Origin of the sequence: Ruminococcus sp. NATIVEDY160, from assembly GCF_045819885.1 — a bacterium.
Taxonomy (GTDB): Bacteria; Bacillota; Clostridia; order Oscillospirales; family Acutalibacteraceae; genus Ruminococcoides.
The window spans coordinates 947315-964091 of the sequence record NZ_CP162391.1 but is presented as its reverse complement, the minus strand read 5'-3'; the positions used below and the strand labels follow the sequence as shown (position 1 = coordinate 964091).

The 16777-nt window shown below is 50.6% G+C and carries 18 protein-coding genes, 1 tRNA gene and 1 riboswitch; of the genes, 14 read left to right on the top strand and 5 right to left on the bottom strand.

The annotated features are described in order from the left end of the window. Positions 1-2: 2 nt before the first annotated feature. Both AB1I49_RS04735 and AB1I49_RS04730 read right to left on the bottom strand, forming a co-directional pair. Positions 3-3563, bottom strand: a complete 3561-nt coding sequence (locus tag AB1I49_RS04735) for an FtsX-like permease family protein (protein WP_407721521.1) — start codon at positions 3561-3563, stop codon at positions 3-5. A gap of 34 nt (positions 3564-3597) precedes the next feature. Beyond that, the gene (locus tag AB1I49_RS04730; RefSeq protein WP_201428784.1) at positions 3598-4299 is read right to left on the bottom strand and encodes an ABC transporter ATP-binding protein; all 702 of its coding nucleotides are present in this window, start codon (positions 4297-4299) and stop codon (positions 3598-3600) included. 128 nt (positions 4300-4427) lie between these two features. Here AB1I49_RS04730 and AB1I49_RS04725 point away from each other — a divergent pair, with 128 nt between their 5' ends. The 9 genes from AB1I49_RS04725 (at position 4428) to AB1I49_RS04685 (ending at position 11057) form a co-directional block, all read left to right on the top strand. Continuing rightward, positions 4428-4784 carry a DUF5658 family protein gene (locus AB1I49_RS04725; protein WP_407721520.1) on the top strand — a complete coding sequence of 119 codons (357 nt, stop codon included), beginning with the start codon at positions 4428-4430 and terminating at the stop codon, positions 4782-4784. Between the two features lie 41 nt (positions 4785-4825). Next, positions 4826-6727 (top strand): ribosomal protection-like ABC-F family protein, encoded by a 1902-nt coding sequence (gene abc-f, locus AB1I49_RS04720; RefSeq protein WP_407721519.1) that lies wholly within the window; start codon positions 4826-4828, stop codon positions 6725-6727. A gap of 58 nt (positions 6728-6785) precedes the next feature. Beyond that, a tRNA-Arg gene (locus AB1I49_RS04715) sits at positions 6786-6862 on the top strand. Positions 6863-7353: 491 nt separating this feature from the next. Beyond that, positions 7354-7689, top strand: a complete 336-nt coding sequence (locus AB1I49_RS04710; RefSeq protein ID WP_201428893.1) for a hypothetical protein — start codon at positions 7354-7356, stop codon at positions 7687-7689. Between the two features lie 72 nt (positions 7690-7761). After that, a complete protein-coding gene (locus tag AB1I49_RS04705) occupies positions 7762-8562 on the top strand; it encodes a prolipoprotein diacylglyceryl transferase (RefSeq protein WP_407721518.1) in 801 nt (266 codons plus the stop codon). An 81-nt stretch (positions 8563-8643) separates the two neighbouring features. Then, positions 8644-9189, top strand: coding sequence for a DUF6106 family protein (locus AB1I49_RS04700; protein WP_316610132.1), 546 nt, complete (start codon positions 8644-8646; stop codon positions 9187-9189). Between the two features lies 1 nt (position 9190). Continuing rightward, positions 9191-10066, top strand: a complete 876-nt coding sequence (locus tag AB1I49_RS04695) for an NAD(P)H-hydrate dehydratase (RefSeq protein WP_201428896.1) — start codon at positions 9191-9193, stop codon at positions 10064-10066. 39 nt (positions 10067-10105) lie between these two features. Then, positions 10106-10591 (top strand): hypothetical protein, encoded by a 486-nt coding sequence (locus AB1I49_RS04690; RefSeq protein WP_407721517.1) that lies wholly within the window; start codon positions 10106-10108, stop codon positions 10589-10591. Between the two features lie 118 nt (positions 10592-10709). Continuing rightward, positions 10710-11057 (top strand): type II toxin-antitoxin system PemK/MazF family toxin, encoded by a 348-nt coding sequence (locus AB1I49_RS04685; RefSeq protein ID WP_201428898.1) that lies wholly within the window; start codon positions 10710-10712, stop codon positions 11055-11057. Positions 11058-11099: 42 nt separating this feature from the next. Here AB1I49_RS04685 and metK read toward each other — a convergent pair whose 3' ends face one another. After that, on the bottom strand, positions 11100-12284 hold the full coding sequence (metK, locus tag AB1I49_RS04680; protein ID WP_207752219.1) for a methionine adenosyltransferase: 1185 nt from the start codon (positions 12282-12284) through the stop codon (positions 11100-11102). 53 nt (positions 12285-12337) lie between these two features. Continuing rightward, positions 12338-12434: riboswitch (SAM riboswitch) on the bottom strand. A 125-nt stretch (positions 12435-12559) separates the two neighbouring features. On the opposite strand from metK, the gene AB1I49_RS04675 reads away from it, so the two are divergent. Beyond that, positions 12560-12889 (top strand): cupin domain-containing protein, encoded by a 330-nt coding sequence (locus AB1I49_RS04675; RefSeq protein ID WP_201428899.1) that lies wholly within the window; start codon positions 12560-12562, stop codon positions 12887-12889. Between the two features lie 35 nt (positions 12890-12924). On the opposite strand, the gene AB1I49_RS04670 is transcribed toward AB1I49_RS04675, so the two are convergent. Together AB1I49_RS04670 and AB1I49_RS04665 are read right to left on the bottom strand one after the other, a co-directional pair. Beyond that, on the bottom strand, positions 12925-13524 hold the full coding sequence (locus AB1I49_RS04670; protein WP_407721516.1) for a 4'-phosphopantetheinyl transferase family protein: 600 nt from the start codon (positions 13522-13524) through the stop codon (positions 12925-12927). Between the two features lie 24 nt (positions 13525-13548). Next, positions 13549-13791 (bottom strand): AbrB/MazE/SpoVT family DNA-binding domain-containing protein, encoded by a 243-nt coding sequence (locus AB1I49_RS04665; protein WP_316610125.1) that lies wholly within the window; start codon positions 13789-13791, stop codon positions 13549-13551. 145 nt (positions 13792-13936) lie between these two features. On the opposite strand from AB1I49_RS04665, the gene AB1I49_RS04660 reads away from it, so the two are divergent. The 4 genes from AB1I49_RS04660 to rlmB all read left to right on the top strand — a co-directional run bounded on the left by AB1I49_RS04660 (position 13937) and on the right by rlmB (position 16766). Continuing rightward, a complete protein-coding gene (locus AB1I49_RS04660; RefSeq protein WP_407721515.1) occupies positions 13937-14521 on the top strand; it encodes a nucleoside recognition domain-containing protein in 585 nt (194 codons plus the stop codon). 1 nt (position 14522) lies between these two features. Continuing rightward, a complete protein-coding gene (locus AB1I49_RS04655; protein WP_316612225.1) occupies positions 14523-15032 on the top strand; it encodes a spore maturation protein in 510 nt (169 codons plus the stop codon). A 325-nt stretch (positions 15033-15357) separates the two neighbouring features. Next, a complete protein-coding gene (locus AB1I49_RS04650; protein ID WP_407721514.1) occupies positions 15358-15936 on the top strand; it encodes a DUF6512 family protein in 579 nt (192 codons plus the stop codon). 80 nt (positions 15937-16016) lie between these two features. Next, positions 16017-16766 (top strand): 23S rRNA (guanosine(2251)-2'-O)-methyltransferase RlmB, encoded by a 750-nt coding sequence (gene rlmB, locus AB1I49_RS04645; protein ID WP_407721513.1) that lies wholly within the window; start codon positions 16017-16019, stop codon positions 16764-16766. The last annotated feature ends 11 nt before the right edge of the window (positions 16767-16777 follow it).

The window sequence follows — 16777 nt, the reverse complement described above, 5'->3', positions numbered from 1 at the left end:
TCTTATTCAACGCTTTTCAGACTGGTTACCATGTCGACAGCTTTTATCTTAAAGCTCATGACTGCGTTTACTATCAGAGAGAACAGCAGCGTCAGTCCCGAAGCGTAAAGATAGGTTGTAAAATAGATATCTCTGCCGAACATGATATTGTCGACCTCTACCGTGCGGATAATGAAGCCTGTCAGCAGAATACCGAGCAGAAGTCCCGCGAGTATTCCCAGAACCGTCAGTATGAGGTTTTCCTTATATATAAAACGCGAGGTCTCTTTATTATAGAAACCGAGAACCTTGAAGGTTGCAATCTCGCGCACACGCTCGGCGATATTGATATTCGTCAGATTGTAGAGCACGACAAACGCAAGTCCCGCCGCGCAGACAATCATAACGACGACTACCATGTTGAGTGAGTTGAGCATATTCTTGAAGTCCCGGATATTCGCGCCCATAAACGAAACGGCGGTCACTCTGTCGTCCGCAAGCAGCTCGGAGCTGAACTCGTTCTGAGTTTCATCGCTCTTGTCGGTAAGGCAGGTGATCATCAGGTTGTACTCGGGCTCTGTACCGAAGAGCTGACGGTAATAATCCGGCGTGAGATAGAGGTAGTTATAGATATACTGCTCGAAGATTCCGCTGACCTTAGCCTCGGCGGTCTTATCCCCTATCTTTAGGGTGATCGTATCGCCGACCGAAAAGCCGAGGATAGACGCGAGCTTTTCGTTTACCATAATACCGTTGTTATCCAAAGGCAGCGGAGTGTGATCCTTCCTGGTGCGGATAGAAACCATATTATCAAAATTCTGCGGATCAGACATCGTCCAGAGATAGGTCGACTCGCTGTTTTCCTTGCCGCCGTAACAGACTGTGACGTCGCTCTGTGAAACCAGAAGGTTTCCTGTCGCGCAGCCCGTATTGTCGGAAAGCTCCTCAAGATACTCCAGATCTTCAGCGGTGCCGCTGTCCTTTGGCGCGACAATGACGTCGTACTTGTAAATCTCGCCGAACTGCACCTCGGTCAGCGGGTCGAAGCTGTTTAGCAGACCGAACGCCGCGACAATCAACGCGGTACAGCCCGCGACACCGAGAACCGTCATGCACATGCGGACTTTGTAGCGGAAGAGATTTCGCGCGGTCAGCTTCGCGGTAAAGCCCATGTGCTTCCAGAGCGGAGTGATATATTCGAGCAAAATGCGCTTGCCCGGCTTCGGAGCCTTCGGGCGCATTGCCTGCGCTGGCTTGAGGTGCAACGACTTAGCGCAGACGATAATCGAAACGGCGGTGGTTGTTATAACCGCGGCGAGTATTCCCAGTACAATTGCGGGAATATTGAGCACCAGCGTGATATCGCCGATGTAATACATTATTTTATAGGCGTTGAAGATGATAAACGGCAGCGTCAGCACTCCGGCGGCGATGCCGACGATGCTTCCCGATACGGCGGCGAGCATGGAATATATTACATATTTCAGAATAATCGAGCCGTTCGAGTAACCGAGCGCCTTCAGCGTCGCGATCTCGGTACGCTTTTCCTCAATCAGGCGGGTCATTGTCGTCACGCAGACGAGAACCGCGACCAGCAGGAAGAAAAGCGGAAATACAGACGCGACCGCGTCGAGCCTGTCGGCGTTCTGTGAAAAGGTTGAGTAACCGGGGTTATCGTCACGGTTAAACACGTACCACTGCGACGGGCTGAGGCTGTCTACCTTCTCCTGCGCTTCGTCTATCTGCTTCTTTGCATCGGCGAACTTCTTATCCGCTTCGCTTTTGTTCTTATTATACTCTGCCTTCGCGTCGTCGAGCTTCTCGCGGCCGCTTTGCTTTTCGGCTTCAAACTCAGATACGCCGTTTGCGTACTCAGTCTTTGCAAGCTGCAATGAATAGCGCGCGTTTTGGAGCTTCGCAAGTCCGCTCGCTCGCTGGCTTTCAAGCTCCGCCGATGCTGCGCTGAGCTGTGCCTTGCCGCTGTCTATCTGAGCCTTTGCCGCGTCAAGCTGTGCCTGACCCTCAGCCGCCTGCTTGTCGAGCTCCGCCTGAGCGTCGTCGAGCTTCTGCTTCATCTGCTCGAGCAGCGCTTCGGCATTGCGGTATTCCTCATTCAGACCCGAGAGCACTTCGTCCGCCTTCTCAAGTATCGCCTGAACCTGATCGGTCAGCGTCTGTGCGCCGTCGATAATTTCCTGCGCCTTGTCGAGAGCGTCGCGCAGCTTTTGCGCTTCTTCGGGTGTGAGCTTTTTCTCTTTTGTAAGATCGTCGATTATGGTTTTTGTGCCGTCGATAATCCCGGTAAGTTTTTCGTGAAGTCCCAGCTCCTGCAGTCTGCTTATCGCCTCGTTTACCGTTTCAACTGCCTGCTGTGCCTTCTCCAAAAACGCGAACAGCTCCGCCTTGCTCTCAAGCTCTGCCTGTCCTGCCTCGAGCTGTGCTCTGCCGCTGTCTATCTGAGCCTGAGCGGAAGCAATTTTCTCCTGCGCCTCTGCAAGCGAGGATTTATACTTATTCTCCGCGTCACTGAGCTCTGCGCGTTTTTCGTCCAGCTGCTTATCCGCGGCGCTGATTTTGGTGTAATAAGCGTATTCTCCCGCGGCAAGCTCATTTTCGCCGTCCGCGATTTTTTCCTGAGCGTCCTTAAGCTGCCGCTCTGCGTCGGCTATCTTTTCGTCGTACTCCGCTTCACCTTCACGAATCTGCTTTTCAGCGTCGCTGAGCTTTTTGTCGGCGTCGCTCTTCTCTGAGTTGTACTTCTCCTTCGCGTCGGCCAGGTCTGACTTTGCCTTATCGATGACCTCGACCTGAAACGCCTCCTCGCGCTCGGACGCCGCCTGCTCAAGCTTCTCCTGAAGCTCGTCGGTCTTTTCAATATATTCATCTGAAAACGCGGAAACGCCGTCGGAGTAGTCAGCCTTGACATACAGCTCTGTATATCGGTCGATCTTGAAATCCTCGGCGGACACGTACATATACTCGTCGATTTTGCCGTTGCCGATCTGCGAAATGCCGCGCTGATAGGATATATACAGCGGCGACTCAGCCTTGCCGACAATGGTGTACTCGGTGTTGTACAGCATATCAGTGACCTTGCTGTCGCCTGCCATCGGCGCGAAACGGACTTTGCCGCCGAGCTGATGCTTCGCGTTAGCAAACGCAACGCTCTCGGTGATGATCTCGCCGCTCCTTTTGATTTCTCTGCCCTCGTTGATTACAATATCGTTGAGCGACGGGTTTTTGAGATAATCTTCGGGCACGGCTATCAGGCGAACCAAATCGCCGCCCTCGTCAGCGGCGGTCATAAGGTCAAAGAAGTATGACGGCATTACGCTCTGAACGCCTTCGACCGCGGAAACAGCCTTCACATCGTCCTCGGTAAAGCCGGTTGTGGAAACAAGGCGGAAATCCATCAGGCTCTTTTCACGATAATAATTCTCGGCGAGATTGTACATAGAAGGGCTTGTCGCCTTGATGCCCGTAAAAAAGCCGACGCCGAGCACTATGATCGCCATAATCGAGAAAAAACGCGCCTTTGTGCCGATTATCTCTCTGAATGTGTTCCTGATCAACGCCCGTGTCATACTGCCGCCTCCTTTCCGGAATATTTTTAATGTATTACCATTCGATCTCGTCTATGGATTTCGGGTTTTCATTATATACATCGCGGACGATTTTGCCGCTTTTCATCTCTATTACATGGTCAGCCATCGGAGTTATCGCGTTGTTGTGGGTAATCAGCATGACGGTCATCTTCTGCCTGTGGCAGGTATCCTGCAGCAGCGCGAGAATCTGTCTGCCCGTGTTGTAATCGAGTGCGCCTGTGGGCTCGTCACAGAGCAGCAGCTTGGGATTCTTTGCGAGCGCGCGTGCGATACTGACTCGCTGCTGTTCGCCGCCCGAGAGCTGCGCCGGGAAATTGTCCTTTCGTTCGAGCAGACCGACGCTCTCGAGCGCCTTTTCGCTGTCCATCGGGTCGCGGCAAATCTGGGCTGCAAGCTCGACATTCTCCTTTGCAGTGAGGTTGTGAACGAGATTGTAGAACTGGAATACAAATCCGATGTCGTAGCGGCGGTACTCTATGAGCTGTCTGTCGCTGAGACGGCTGACATTGCGGCCGCCGACGATGATTTCGCCCTCGGTGCAGCTGTCCATTCCGCCGAGGATATTGAGCACAGTGGTTTTTCCCGCGCCCGACGCGCCTACGACAACGGCAAATTCGCCTTCCTCAACCGAAAATGATATGCCGTCGACGGCGTTGATCGTGATTTCTCCCATTTGGTAGCGTTTATAAACGTCTCTGAACTCCACAAGCGACATAATGATAACTCCTACTGTTTTTATAGTATATTTATATCATAATTCATATCCATTTTCAATATTCAAATATTCTGTTCTGCGAATAAAAAACCAAACGGAGCGAATGATAAACCCAAGGAGTGATTACTATGACAGATAAGACCGCGGCACGGCAAAAAAGCGGAGTTTCGTTTTACACAAAACTCGGACTTCTGTATCTGCTCAACCTGATCGACTGGATATGCACGGAGGCGCTTATCGGAAGCGGAAGATTTACCGAGGCTAACCCGATTATGCAGCCCGTACTCAGCGGATTCGGGTCTACCCTGCTGATTAAAGGCGTGATTCCGCTGGCGCTGATAGTCCTATGCGGAGTGCTCTTTAAGCTGACGGGTGAAGCGGAGAATAAATTCGCAAACGTGCTGATAATTATCGGCATTATTGCCTATTCTTTCGTTAATCTCTGGCATATTTTTAATTTTGTCTTGCTCTTTTCGGGATTTTAGGCTACAATATAAAAATAGTATGCAAATAAGGGAGTGATTATATGCCCGCATTATCGGTGCGAAATCTCAGCGTCAGCTTTGTAGAGCGAACGCTGTTTTCCGACGTGTCCTTTGATGTGGAGACTCACGACAAGGTGGGCTTTATCGGGGCTAACGGCGTCGGAAAAACCACTCTCTTCCGCGCCCTAAACGGAGAAATCGATCCGAACGAAGGCATTATCGCCTTTGAAAAAAGCGTGCGCGTCGGTTACATGGAGCAGCACGCCTGCAACAACCCGCGAATGGATATCTTTCACGAGCTGCTGTCTGTTTTTGACTATCTGAGCGAAACCGAGGACGAAATCGCCGCCGTAACAGCGTCGATCGACGCCGGTGAAGGCAACCTCGACGCGCTCGTGGAACGTCAGACAAGGCTGATTGAGGAATATGAAGCTCAGGGAGGTCTTACCTACAAGAGCCGCACGCGCTCGGCGCTTCTCGGGCTGGGCTTCTCTGAGGACGACTTCACTATGCCCGTCGGCAACCTCAGCGGCGGTCAGCGCTCAAAGCTAAGCCTCGCAAAGCTCCTGCTCTCGCGCAGCAACCTGCTTCTCCTCGACGAGCCGACCAACCACCTCGACATCAAGGCTGTCGGCTGGCTCGAGGACTTCCTGAGAGATTTCAAGGGCTCGATGATTATTATCAGCCACGACCGTTACTTCCTCGACAACGTCACGAACAAGACGATCGAGCTTGAGCACGGAAAAATCATGTGCTACAAGGGCGCGTACACGGAATTTATCCGCAAAAAAGAAGCCTTCAACGAGGCTCTGAAAAATAAATACGAAAACGACATGAAGGAAATCAGGCGTATCGAGGGCATTGTTGAGCAACAGCGCCGCTGGGGACGTGAGAGGAACTTCATCACCGCCGCCTCCCGTCAGAAGGAAGCCGACCGCATCAAGGCGCAGCTCGTCACACCCGAAAGCGAGTTGGAAACAATGCGTATGCGCTTTGAGCCGAAGTTCGAGAGCGGAAACGATGTGCTTATATGCCGCAATCTCGCTAAATCCTTCGGCGAGAAGCAGCTGTTCAGAGATGTGAACATACATATCCGCAAGGGCGAAAGAGTATTTATTCTCGGCGCAAACGGCTGCGGCAAGACCACGCTTTTCCGCATTCTCAACGGAAGAATGCCGCAGGACAGAGGTGAATTTGACCTCGGCGCGAATGTGATGACAGGATACTTTGACCAGCTGCAGCAAAATCTCGACCTGAGCAAAACCGCAATTGACGAGGTGTGGGACAGGTTCCCGAATATGACGCAGACCGAGGTGCGCTCTGCGCTTGCATCTTTCCTGTTCAAAGGCGACGAGGTGTTCAAGCCGCTGTCAAAGATGAGCGGCGGCGAAAGAGCGAGGATTTCTCTGCTCAAGCTGATGCTTCAGGGCAGCAACTTTCTCCTGCTCGACGAGCCGACAAACCACCTTGACGCCGCCTCACGCGAGGAGCTTGAAAAAACGCTCGCCGAATACAGCGGCACTCTGCTCATAATCAGCCACGACCGATATTTCATTAACAAGCTCGCCGACAGGGTTCTCGTTCTTACACAGGACGGAATGAAGGAATACCTCGGCAACTACGACTACTGCCTCGAGCGCATAAAGGCTGCAAAGGAAAGCGAAGCTCAGGAGAAGGCCGCCGAGAAAAAGGAAAAGCCCCAGAATGAATATTTTCTCAACAAGCAGCGTCAAAGCGAGGAACGCAAACGCCGCACAAAGCTGCGCAAGACCGAGGAGGAAATCGAAAGCCTTGACGCTCAGATGAAGGAAATCCAGACTCATCTCGGCGACGAAAGCGTCACCTCTGATTATGAAAAGCTGATTGAGCTGACAAACAAGCTCGAGGAGCTGCAGGCACAGCAGGAAAGTCTTTACGAAATCTGGGAAGAATTGTCTGAATGATTGACTAAGTTTTCAAAATAGTGTATAATAATTTAAGCGCGGTAAATCCGCGCAATATCCGCCCGTGGCGCAGCTGGATAACGCAACGGATTCCGATTCCGGAGATCGGGGGTTCAAATCCCTTCGGGCGGGCCAAAATTTATGGGGTACCCAAAGGTACCCCATAAATTTTTGTCCGCTAAGTATCCGAAGGGATTTGAACGGGCGTTAAGAAAACAGTCCTGCGGACTGTTTTTAGCCCGACGAGCAGATGATACTTTTGACCAAAACACACCGCATAAGGCGAGATGGAACTTTTCGGATTATAGAACGTACTTCGGGCGGCTAAGTATCCGAAGGGATTTGAACGGGCGTTAAGAAAACAGTCCTGCGGACTGTTTTTAGCCCGAATAATTGTATCATATGAAAATACAATAGACGAACCTGTCATTTTCTCTGCAAAAAGACACAAAAATACATATTTCCATTTTAGGCAATATAAAAACTGTGTTTAATTGACAAGTTACAATTTTGTAAATATACAACAAAAAAATAGAACAATACTTGACATTAAAAATTAAATATCATATAATCATCTTAGCAGTTAAAATTGCTGCATAATAAAATCTTTTCAGGAGGATATAACAATGAAAACAGGCAATAAGGTACTTGGTATCGTAGCTATCGTTCTCGGCGCCTTCGCGATTGTAACATTCTATGTTCCCATCTTCAACATAGTTTCTCTCATCGCTGCTATCGTCGGTCTGATTCTTGCGATCCTTTCCAAGAAGAGCTTCAAGGAAGCAGGACAGACATCACCCGTTCCCACCGTTGGTCTTGTTCTTTCCATCGTAGGTCTTGCACTTGCGTTCATCGGCTTCCTCACCTGCACCGTTTGCACCGCTTGTGTTGCTTCCGATCCCAGCGTTCAGAAGGCAATCGAGAGCGCTGCTCAGAGCGCTGCTTCCGCTGCTGCTCAATAAGCAAAATAAAACTTATAAACAATCTACAGTCAGCCTGTGGCTGGCTGTATTGTTTTATTAAGGAGTTATCGAATGTTTCCTTCTTTTCACATCTTCGGCTGGGAGGTCGGCACCTACGGAATTATGGTCGTGCTCGGCGCTGTCGCCTGCACCTTTGTGGGCAACAACCTTATCAAGCGCTTCGGCCGCGACATCTACGACTTCCTGCTGATCCTTCTCTCGATCGGCGCGGGCATATTCATCGGCGCGCATATCGTCTACGGTATCACCCACCTCGATCTCATCATCAAGGCGTTTCAGAATATCGGCGAGCTCTGGTTCGACAAGTTCAGAGACGTTATGATATACGCGATCGGCGGCATGGTGTTCTACGGCGGCTTTCTCGGCGGCATCGCGGCAATCGGAGTTTACTGCAAATTCGACAAGAAAATCAAGGCGCGGAACCTGCTCGACATCTACGCCGTGCTCACTCCCCTGTTTCACGTTTTCGGCAGAATCGGCTGCTTTCTCGGCGGCTGCTGCTACGGAATTGAATCTCCGTTCGGCTTCACCGTTCACGGCAACACAATAAACCCTGATATAAACGACGTCAACCGCCTTCCGGTTCAGCTCTTTGAATCGGCGCTGAACCTGCTGATTTTCCTGTTCATTCTCTATCTGTTCAAGAAATCAATCATGACGGATAAGCTGATTTTCATTTATATGCTCGTCTATCCCGTCGTGCGTTTCACACTTGAGTTTTTCAGAGGCGACGAGATCCGCGGCTTTCTCTTCGGGCTGTCGACCTCGCAGTGGATAAGCATTCTGCTTTTTGTTACCGCGATAATCGGCCTTACAATCTGTCGTTTCAGAAAAAAGCCTGTCACTGAGTAATCAGTGCGGGCTTTTCTCTTGCAAAAAAAATTATTATGTGATATCATATATTAGTTAATATGAATAAAAAGGAGCTTTGATATGGAAGGCTTTAACGAACAGGTTGTCAAAAGAGTAAACAAGGCTAAACAGCTGGTTATCAAAATCATTTCTGTCGTCGTGCTGATCATGATTCCGTTTATCGGCGCGGGTCTGGCGATTATGACGCATATCCAGTACATCTTTATGATCAGCATTTTTCTTTTCATGGGCGGCATCTACGGAGTCTGGTATGTTTTCTCGCAGCAGAAGGTAGAGTATGAGTATTCAGTCGCGGGCAATGACCTCGACATCTCCAAAATCATCGCGCTCAGAAAACGCAAGCCTATCTGCAGAGTGCCGATCAACGAGATCACCGAGCTGACAAAGGACGAGAAGGTCATTGACAAAATGCGCTTCACAAAAACCTTTGTCGCCGCGCGCGACATCGACTCGAAGGACGAGAACTATTTCGCTGCGTTCAACAGCCCCGCTTTCGGAAAGTGTCTGCTTATCTTCACACCGAACGAGAGCATTCTCGAGGGCATGAAATCACACCTCGACAAGAAGCTCGTCATCAGACTCTTCTACCGGAAAAATAACTATTGATATGGAACTGACGGATAAAAACACTTTCAGGCGCGCGATCCCGAACCGTCCCGACGATGCCAACAAGGGAACTATAGGCACTCTGCTCAGTATCTGCGGCTGCTACGGTATGGCAGGTGCCGCAATGCTCGAGGCAAAGGCTGCTCTCAGAACGGGAATCGGACTGCATAAATGCGCTCTGCCGAAAAGCATCTATCCTATCGTCGCCATGAAAATCCCGGAGAGCGTATATTTACCGCTTGACGAAACACCCGACGGAAAGCTCAGCGCAGACTGCATTGACAAGCTGCTCGAGGAAGCGAAGCGTTGCAGCGCTGTTGTTATCGGCTGCGGACTGTCGGTGTGCAATGATACAAAGCAGATTGTTAATTCTTTTATAGAATATTGTGGGAATCCGGTGCTGCTTGACGCGGACGCGCTCAACTGCATTGCCGACGACCCCGAAATTCTGAAAAAGGCAAAGGCAGATATCGTCATTACCCCTCACCCCGGGGAATTCGCTAGGCTGATAAAGTCAACGCCCGCCGAGGTAAACGCCGACAGAGAAAACCTCGCGGCACGATTTGCCGAAAGATACGGTGTAACTACCGTTCTGAAGGGCGCCGGTACCGTGATAGCGTCACCCAAAGGCAGGGTTCTTGTTAACCACACCGGAAACAGCGGCATGGCGACAGGCGGAAGCGGAGACGTTCTCGCGGGTATCGCGGGCGCGCTGCTCGCTCAGGGTGCAAAGCCGTTTGACGCGGCAGCGGCGGCGGTATATCTTCACGGACTTGCGGGCGACATCGCGGCTGAAAAGCTGGGAAAAATCTCTATGCTCCCGTCGGACATGATCGAATGCATTTCCGAGGCGCTCAGGGCTTGCTCGGTGTCATGATAAAAAAATACGGACATATAATGCACAAGGAGGTGTCTTATGACAAAATCTTTGAAAGCATTATGTGTCCTTTTTTTCGCGCTGATTATGCTCCCGGGCTGCGCCGGCGCGAAGCACGCACAGCTCGTGACGGATTTCACAGCCGACTTCAATGCCGATTACCGTGGACAAAAGCTGAGCGGCAGCCTTACATACAACCGTCAGGGCAGAATGAATCTTCACCTAAGCTCTCCCGAAACGCTCAATGGCTTGTCGATCGGCTACAGCGACGGCGAGCTGCATCTGAGCAAGGACGGACTGCAGTGCACCGCAGACGAAGCGTACCTGCCCTCTCCCTCGCTGCCCGCGGAGCTTAAAAACGTCCTCGACGCTATTTGCCGCGAACAGGAAAACGGACGGCTGAGTCTGTCTGACGGTAAGGCGGAAATCGGCAGCTGGGAGCTTGTTTCCGACGAGAAAGGGTATCTTGTTTCGCTTGAAAACAGCAGCGGCAAAATTGAATTTGAGGACGCAGCCGCACTTTAAAACCGCACACATTTCACGCCGTAAAATAATATGTAATAACTGAATAAAGCAAAACCCGGCTGTCAAAAATAAAAATACAAGCCGGGAACGGCAAAAAATTTTTGGAGCGTGAAAAGCCTTGAATATACGTCGCGGAGATATCTATTACGCGGATCTAAGCCCCGTGGTCGGCTCGGAACAGGGCGGTATCCGTCCCGTACTGATCGTGCAGAACAACGTCGGGAATCGTTTCAGCCCCACCGTGATCGCGGCGGCTATCACCAGCCAGCAGTCCAAAGCAAAGCTGCCGACACACATACCGCTGCACGCAGATACATCGGGTCTGTCAAAGGACAGCGTCGTGCTGCTCGAGCAGGTGCGAACCATCGACAAACGCAGGCTTAAAGAAAAAATGGGCACCGTCGACGCGCGTTCGATGAACGCCATTGACAATGCCATATCGATTTCTTTCGGCTTGCAGGGATAAATTTACAGGGAAACGGAGAGTCCGTTTCCCTGCTTTTTGTTTTTATGCGTTGAGCGCCTTGAGCAACGCCTCGGTTTTGTCTGTCTTTTCCCAGCTTACGCCCAGATCCTCGCGTCCGATGTGACCGTACGCCGCCAATGGTCTGTACTTTGTCTCGGTGAGGTTGAGCTGGCGGATAATAGAATTGGGACGGCAGTCAAACACCTTGCCGACCGCCTCGCTGATAGCGTCGTCGCTGAACTCCGAGGTGCCGAAGGTGTCGATCATGATGGACACGGGTTTTGCTACGCCGATAGCGTAAGCGAGCTGAACCTCGCAGCGTTTTGCGATCTTCGCGGCGACGATGTTCTTTGCGATATAACGCGCGTAGTACGCCGCACTGCGGTCAACCTTTGTCGGATCCTTGCCGCTGAAAGCGCCGCCGCCGTGACGTGAGAAGCCGCCGTAGGTGTCGACGATGATCTTTCTGCCTGTAAGACCCGCGTCGCCGACAGGACCGCCGATAACGAATCTGCCTGTGGGGTTTACGAAGATCTTTGTCTCGGAATCGAGGAGAACCTCGGGGATTACGGGCTTGATAACGTACTTGATCATATCCTCACGGATCTGCTCGGTGGTAACGTCATCGTCGTGCTGGGTCGAAACAACGACAGTGTCGACTCTGACCGCCTTGTCGCCGTCGTACTCAACAGTGACCTGAGTCTTGCCGTCGGGACGGAGATATGAAAGCGTGCCGTTCTTTCTGACCTCGGTGAGCTTTTTCGCGAGCTTATGCGCAAGAGAAATTGGAAGCGGCATGAGCTCCTCTGTCTCGTCGCAGGCATAGCCGAACATGATGCCCTGATCGCCCGCGCCGATCTGATTGTCGGCGTCGTCCTCGCCGTCGCGCAGCTCATAGCTCTCGTTGACGCCCATTGCGATATCGGGTGACTGAGCGTCCATTGATACGAGCACTGCACAGCCGCTGCCGTCAAAGCCGTACTCTGGGTTGTCGTAGCCGATTTCCCTGATAACGTCGCGCGCTACGGCGGCGATATCCACCTTCGCGGTGGTTGAGATCTCGCCCATGATATGTACAACGCCTGTGGTAACGGTGGTTTCACAGGCTACGTGAGCATTCTTGTCCTGCTCCAGGATTTTATCGAGCACCGCGTCTGAAACGCAGTCGCACACCTTGTCGGGATGTCCTTCTGTTACGGACTCCGAAGAAAACAATCTCTTTGCCATTTTAATCACTCCAGTAAAAAAATAAGCGCCCTTCTTCCGAAAGGCGCACAATAAACTCATCTTTCGGTAAAACCGCAGGATTTGGCACCTTGCCTTATGGCAGGTTGCCGGACTTCACAGGGCCTGTCCCTCCGTCACTCTTGATAAGGTTTTATTCAACTGTCATTTATTATACTCCGAAGGCGGAAAAAAAGCAAGAGTTTTTTTATTTTTCGTTGATATGCGGCAAGGAATGTGATAAAATGATTGCAAATTATGAAAAATGGAGTGTTGATATGATTTTTGATATTAAAAACGAGAAAAGCGAGAATATCCCGAACTTCAAGGGCGGAGAGAAATTCTTCACGGCGAAGATGCACTACGACGGTCTGAACCGCTTTCTGCACGGTACCCTCGTACCCGGAGCGACGATCGGCGAGCATTTGCACGACACCAACAGCGAGATCATCTACTTTCTCAGCGGCAAAGGCACCGTTCTCTACGACGGAGAAAAGCTCGCGGTCGAGGCAGGTCAGTGCCATTACTGCCCGAAGGGTCACTCGCACAGTCTGATCAACGACAGCGATGAGGACTTAGTGTTCTTCGCTGTAGTTCCGAATCAATAAAACCACAAAACGACTGCCACACGACAGCCGTTTTTTTATAATTGTCTTAAATCAACGAACTCAATATCCATCTCAAAGTCCGTATCCGCCGCGCACGCGGAAATCACATAGTCGGCAAACACAACGGTTCTTAGATAATACTTCCTGTTGCCGTCAACAAAGGAATCTCCGCTCACGTCGACAGATTTTGCGGGACGGTGAAAGCCCTCGCCCATACATTTGAGCAGGGCTTCTTTTTTTGTCCAGAGCTTAAAGAACTCGCCCGTTTTATCGCGGGCTTGTTTAATAAGGCGCAGCTCGTTCTCCGTGAAAACGATCCTGCCCATCTTCTCATAGCTGACGTGCTCCGGGCGTTCTATATCGCAGCCGACCTCTCCCTCACCGACAGCCAGAAGTATCCATTCGCCGCTGTGCGAGAGGTTGAAAGCCGTGCCGTCAGACGCGACAGGCTTGCCGTAGCCGTTATCGGTGATAGCGGTGTCGCCTAAAAAATGCCACAGCAATACACCGCCCGCGATACAGCGTTTTTTATCATCGGGCATTTTGTATCTTTCTGCCTTCATGAGCCGCTCATAGGTGAGCAAATCCCTGTGACGAGGCAGAACATCTGAAATATTTGACAAATAAAGCTTCATAATTACGCACCGTCACCTATATATTTAGGATAGAGCGCGAAGGCGTTCAAGGCAGCCTGCGCAGACGGTCTTACCCTCAAATTCGCGCAGCTCGTCCTCGCCGTTGCAGAAAATACATTTCTTCTCCGCCTTCTTAATAATAATGCTTTCGCCCTCTGTGTTGATTTGCAGAACGTCCCCGGGTTCGATTCCCAGATGCTTTCGGATATCCTTGGAGATCACGATTCTGCCGAGCTTGTCAATTTCTCTGAAATTAGTAAAAATCATAATGTCTCTCCGTTTAATATCAATTTTACAATTATCCTGCTTGTAGCTTTATTCTACCATAAATTGGCATTTTTGTCAATTATCGACATCAATGTCAATGTTCTGTTATTGCGGATAACATAGTAACAACTTGTATGGTGATGATATGCTCAATTACATCTGGAGCGCGTTCGTGCTCCTGAGCGTTGTGTGCTCAATCTTTCTCGGCAAAGGCGAAAACCTGAGCGCTGCGATCGTTGACAGCGGCGCTCAGACGGTACAGCTCCTGCTCACCCTCGCAGGTGTGATAACACTGTGGTCGGGAATAATGAAAATCGCCGAGGAAAGCGGTCTGACAGCCATTTTTGCCAAGATATTCTCTCCGCTGCTCCGTCCGCTCTTTCCAAATCTAGACAAGGAAAGCGACGCCTTCGGCAGTATTACGATGAATATTACCGCCAACCTGCTCGGGCTCGGAAATACGGCTACTCCCCTCGGTCTGAAGGCTATGCACGAACTGAATGAACTCAACGGCAGCAGCGACACCGCGAGCGACGAGATGATAGTCTTTGTCGTGATGAACACCGCCTCGCTGCAGCTTTTGCCCACAATGCTCGGCTCTCTGCGGCAAACCTATGGCAGCAACGCGCCGTTTGAGATACTTGTACCCGTATGGCTGAGCTCTGCCTGCGCGCTCTCTGTCGCGCTCATGATAGCTGTCGGGCTTAACAAGAGAAAAAGGAGATTGTAAGATGGAGCTTGCTATGCCGATATTCGCCTGCGTGATAGTACTGTTCGGACTGATACGGCGAGTGCCCGTCTTTGACATATTCATGGTTGGAGCGAGAGAAGGAATACGGACACTCTATAATATCGCGCCGACGATCATCGGACTGATGTTCGCGGTCAGCCTCTTGAAATCAAGCGGTGCGGTAGACGTTATTTGCTCTGCGATATCTCCGATTGCGCAAAGGCTCGGATTTCCACCCGAGATAGTGCCGATGGCTATGCTGCGTCCCGTATCCGGAAGCGGAGCGACCGCTCTGCTGCTCAGTGTCTTTGAGGACTGCGGCACGGACAGCTTTGCGGGCAGGGTCGCCTCTGTGCTCGCAGGCTCTAGCGAAACGACTTTTTACGCGACGGCAATGTACTTCGGCTCGGTTCATATCAAAAACACACGACACACCCTGCCTGCGGCTCTCGCAGCCGATTTTACCGCGCTGGTGATGAGCGTAGTGACTGTGCGGCTGTTTTTTTATTAAAACAGAACTGTAATTTGTTTTGACTTCAAACGCCATTGACAGAAGTTTATAACTATTTGTAATTGCAGGCGAGCCGTATTTTCACAAAATATTTTATGTGGAATTGTAAGAAAACCCTTGACTTTTGAATAATCGCTTCGTATTCAGCGGTTTTAAAACCTTCAAAAGCGGTATGTTTACACATTTTCCACAGAGTTATCCACATTTTATTGAAAAACAAGAATTATACGGTCTGTATATCTTCCGAAACAGAATTATTTTGAGCCGCTTTTAATTCTAAAATAATATAATACAATATTGTCATAAGTGTTACGAGGTGTCAAAAATGAACCCTGAACGCGCTAAATACCTGAAAGAAATGGAAATTGGCGGAATTTTGTTCTGTTCGCTGTACGCGATCCTCGCGGGAAAGCTGTACGAGCTCAGCGGAAAAGGACTTATCGGTGTGCTCTTCGGCTCCGTAAACAACAGCCCGTGGGAGTGCATAAAGCCGCTTCTGCTCTCGTATCTGCTCTGGGGTATCCTCGAAGCGCTCAGTCTGCAGCCGTCGCTTCACCGCCTCGCCGCTGTTAAAACCTCCGCGCTGTATCTGCTAACCACTACCCTACTGGCAGGGTCGCTTGTGCTGCGCTTATTCGGGCTCGAAACCGACAGCGCCGCATTTACGGCTATGTGTCTGATATCACTCTGCATCTGTACGGCGGTATCGCTGCGGCTGTTTTACTCAGAGCTTGAGCTGAAACGTTTTTTCGCGCCGTGCGTATTTTTATTGTTCCTCTTTCTCGCCTGTTATTTCAGCCTGACGCCGTTTCCGCTCGAAAATATCATCTTTATGGACAGCAAAACAGGGCTTTACGGACTGATTCCCGAATATTTCGACATGGGAGCCTATTATCTGTCGTAATTTTTTTCAAAAACCCTATGTTTTTTCCGAAATCTGTGATATAATATTAAAATGTATAATTATGTGACAAGAGGATTCATATGAACGAAAAACAAAATGATGTAAAAACCGACGTTATTTCCGGCAGAAATCCCGTGAGCGAGGCCATTCGCGGCAGCCGCCCGATCGATAAGATACTCATTGCGAAGGGCGAAAAAAACGGCGCTGTTGTGGCGATTCTCGCCAAGGCTAAAGCAAAGCAGATCCCGATCAAGGAGGTCGACCGCGTAAAGCTCGACTATCTCAGCGGCGGCTCAACCCATCAGGGTATCATCGCCTTTGCAGCCGTCAGGGATTACTGCACTGTTGACGATATTTTCAAAACAGCCAAAGAGAGAAATGAAGCTCCGTTTATCCTCGTGCTCGACGAGCTTGAGGATCCGCACAACCTCGGCGCGATCATCCGCACAGCCGAATGCGCGGGCGTTCACGGCGTAATAGTCCCCAAACGCAGAAGCGCAGGGCTTAGCTACACCGTTGGCAAGGCGAGCGCGGGCGCTGTTGAATACATGAACGTAGCGAGAGTCACCAATATCGCGAACACGCTCGACGAGCTGAAACAGCGCGGCGTGTGGGTTTTCGGCGCCGATATGAACGGAACCGACTACGAAAAGTGCGATTTCTCGGGAGCCTGCGCTATTGTCATCGGCAATGAAGGCAAGGGCATCTCAAGGCTTGTCAGAGAAAAATGTGATGTGATAGTTTCCCTGCCCATGAAAGGCAAGATTAACTCCCTCAACGCATCTGTTGCCGCAGGCATTCTGATGTACGAGGCTATGAAAGACAGATAAGGAAAGGATGT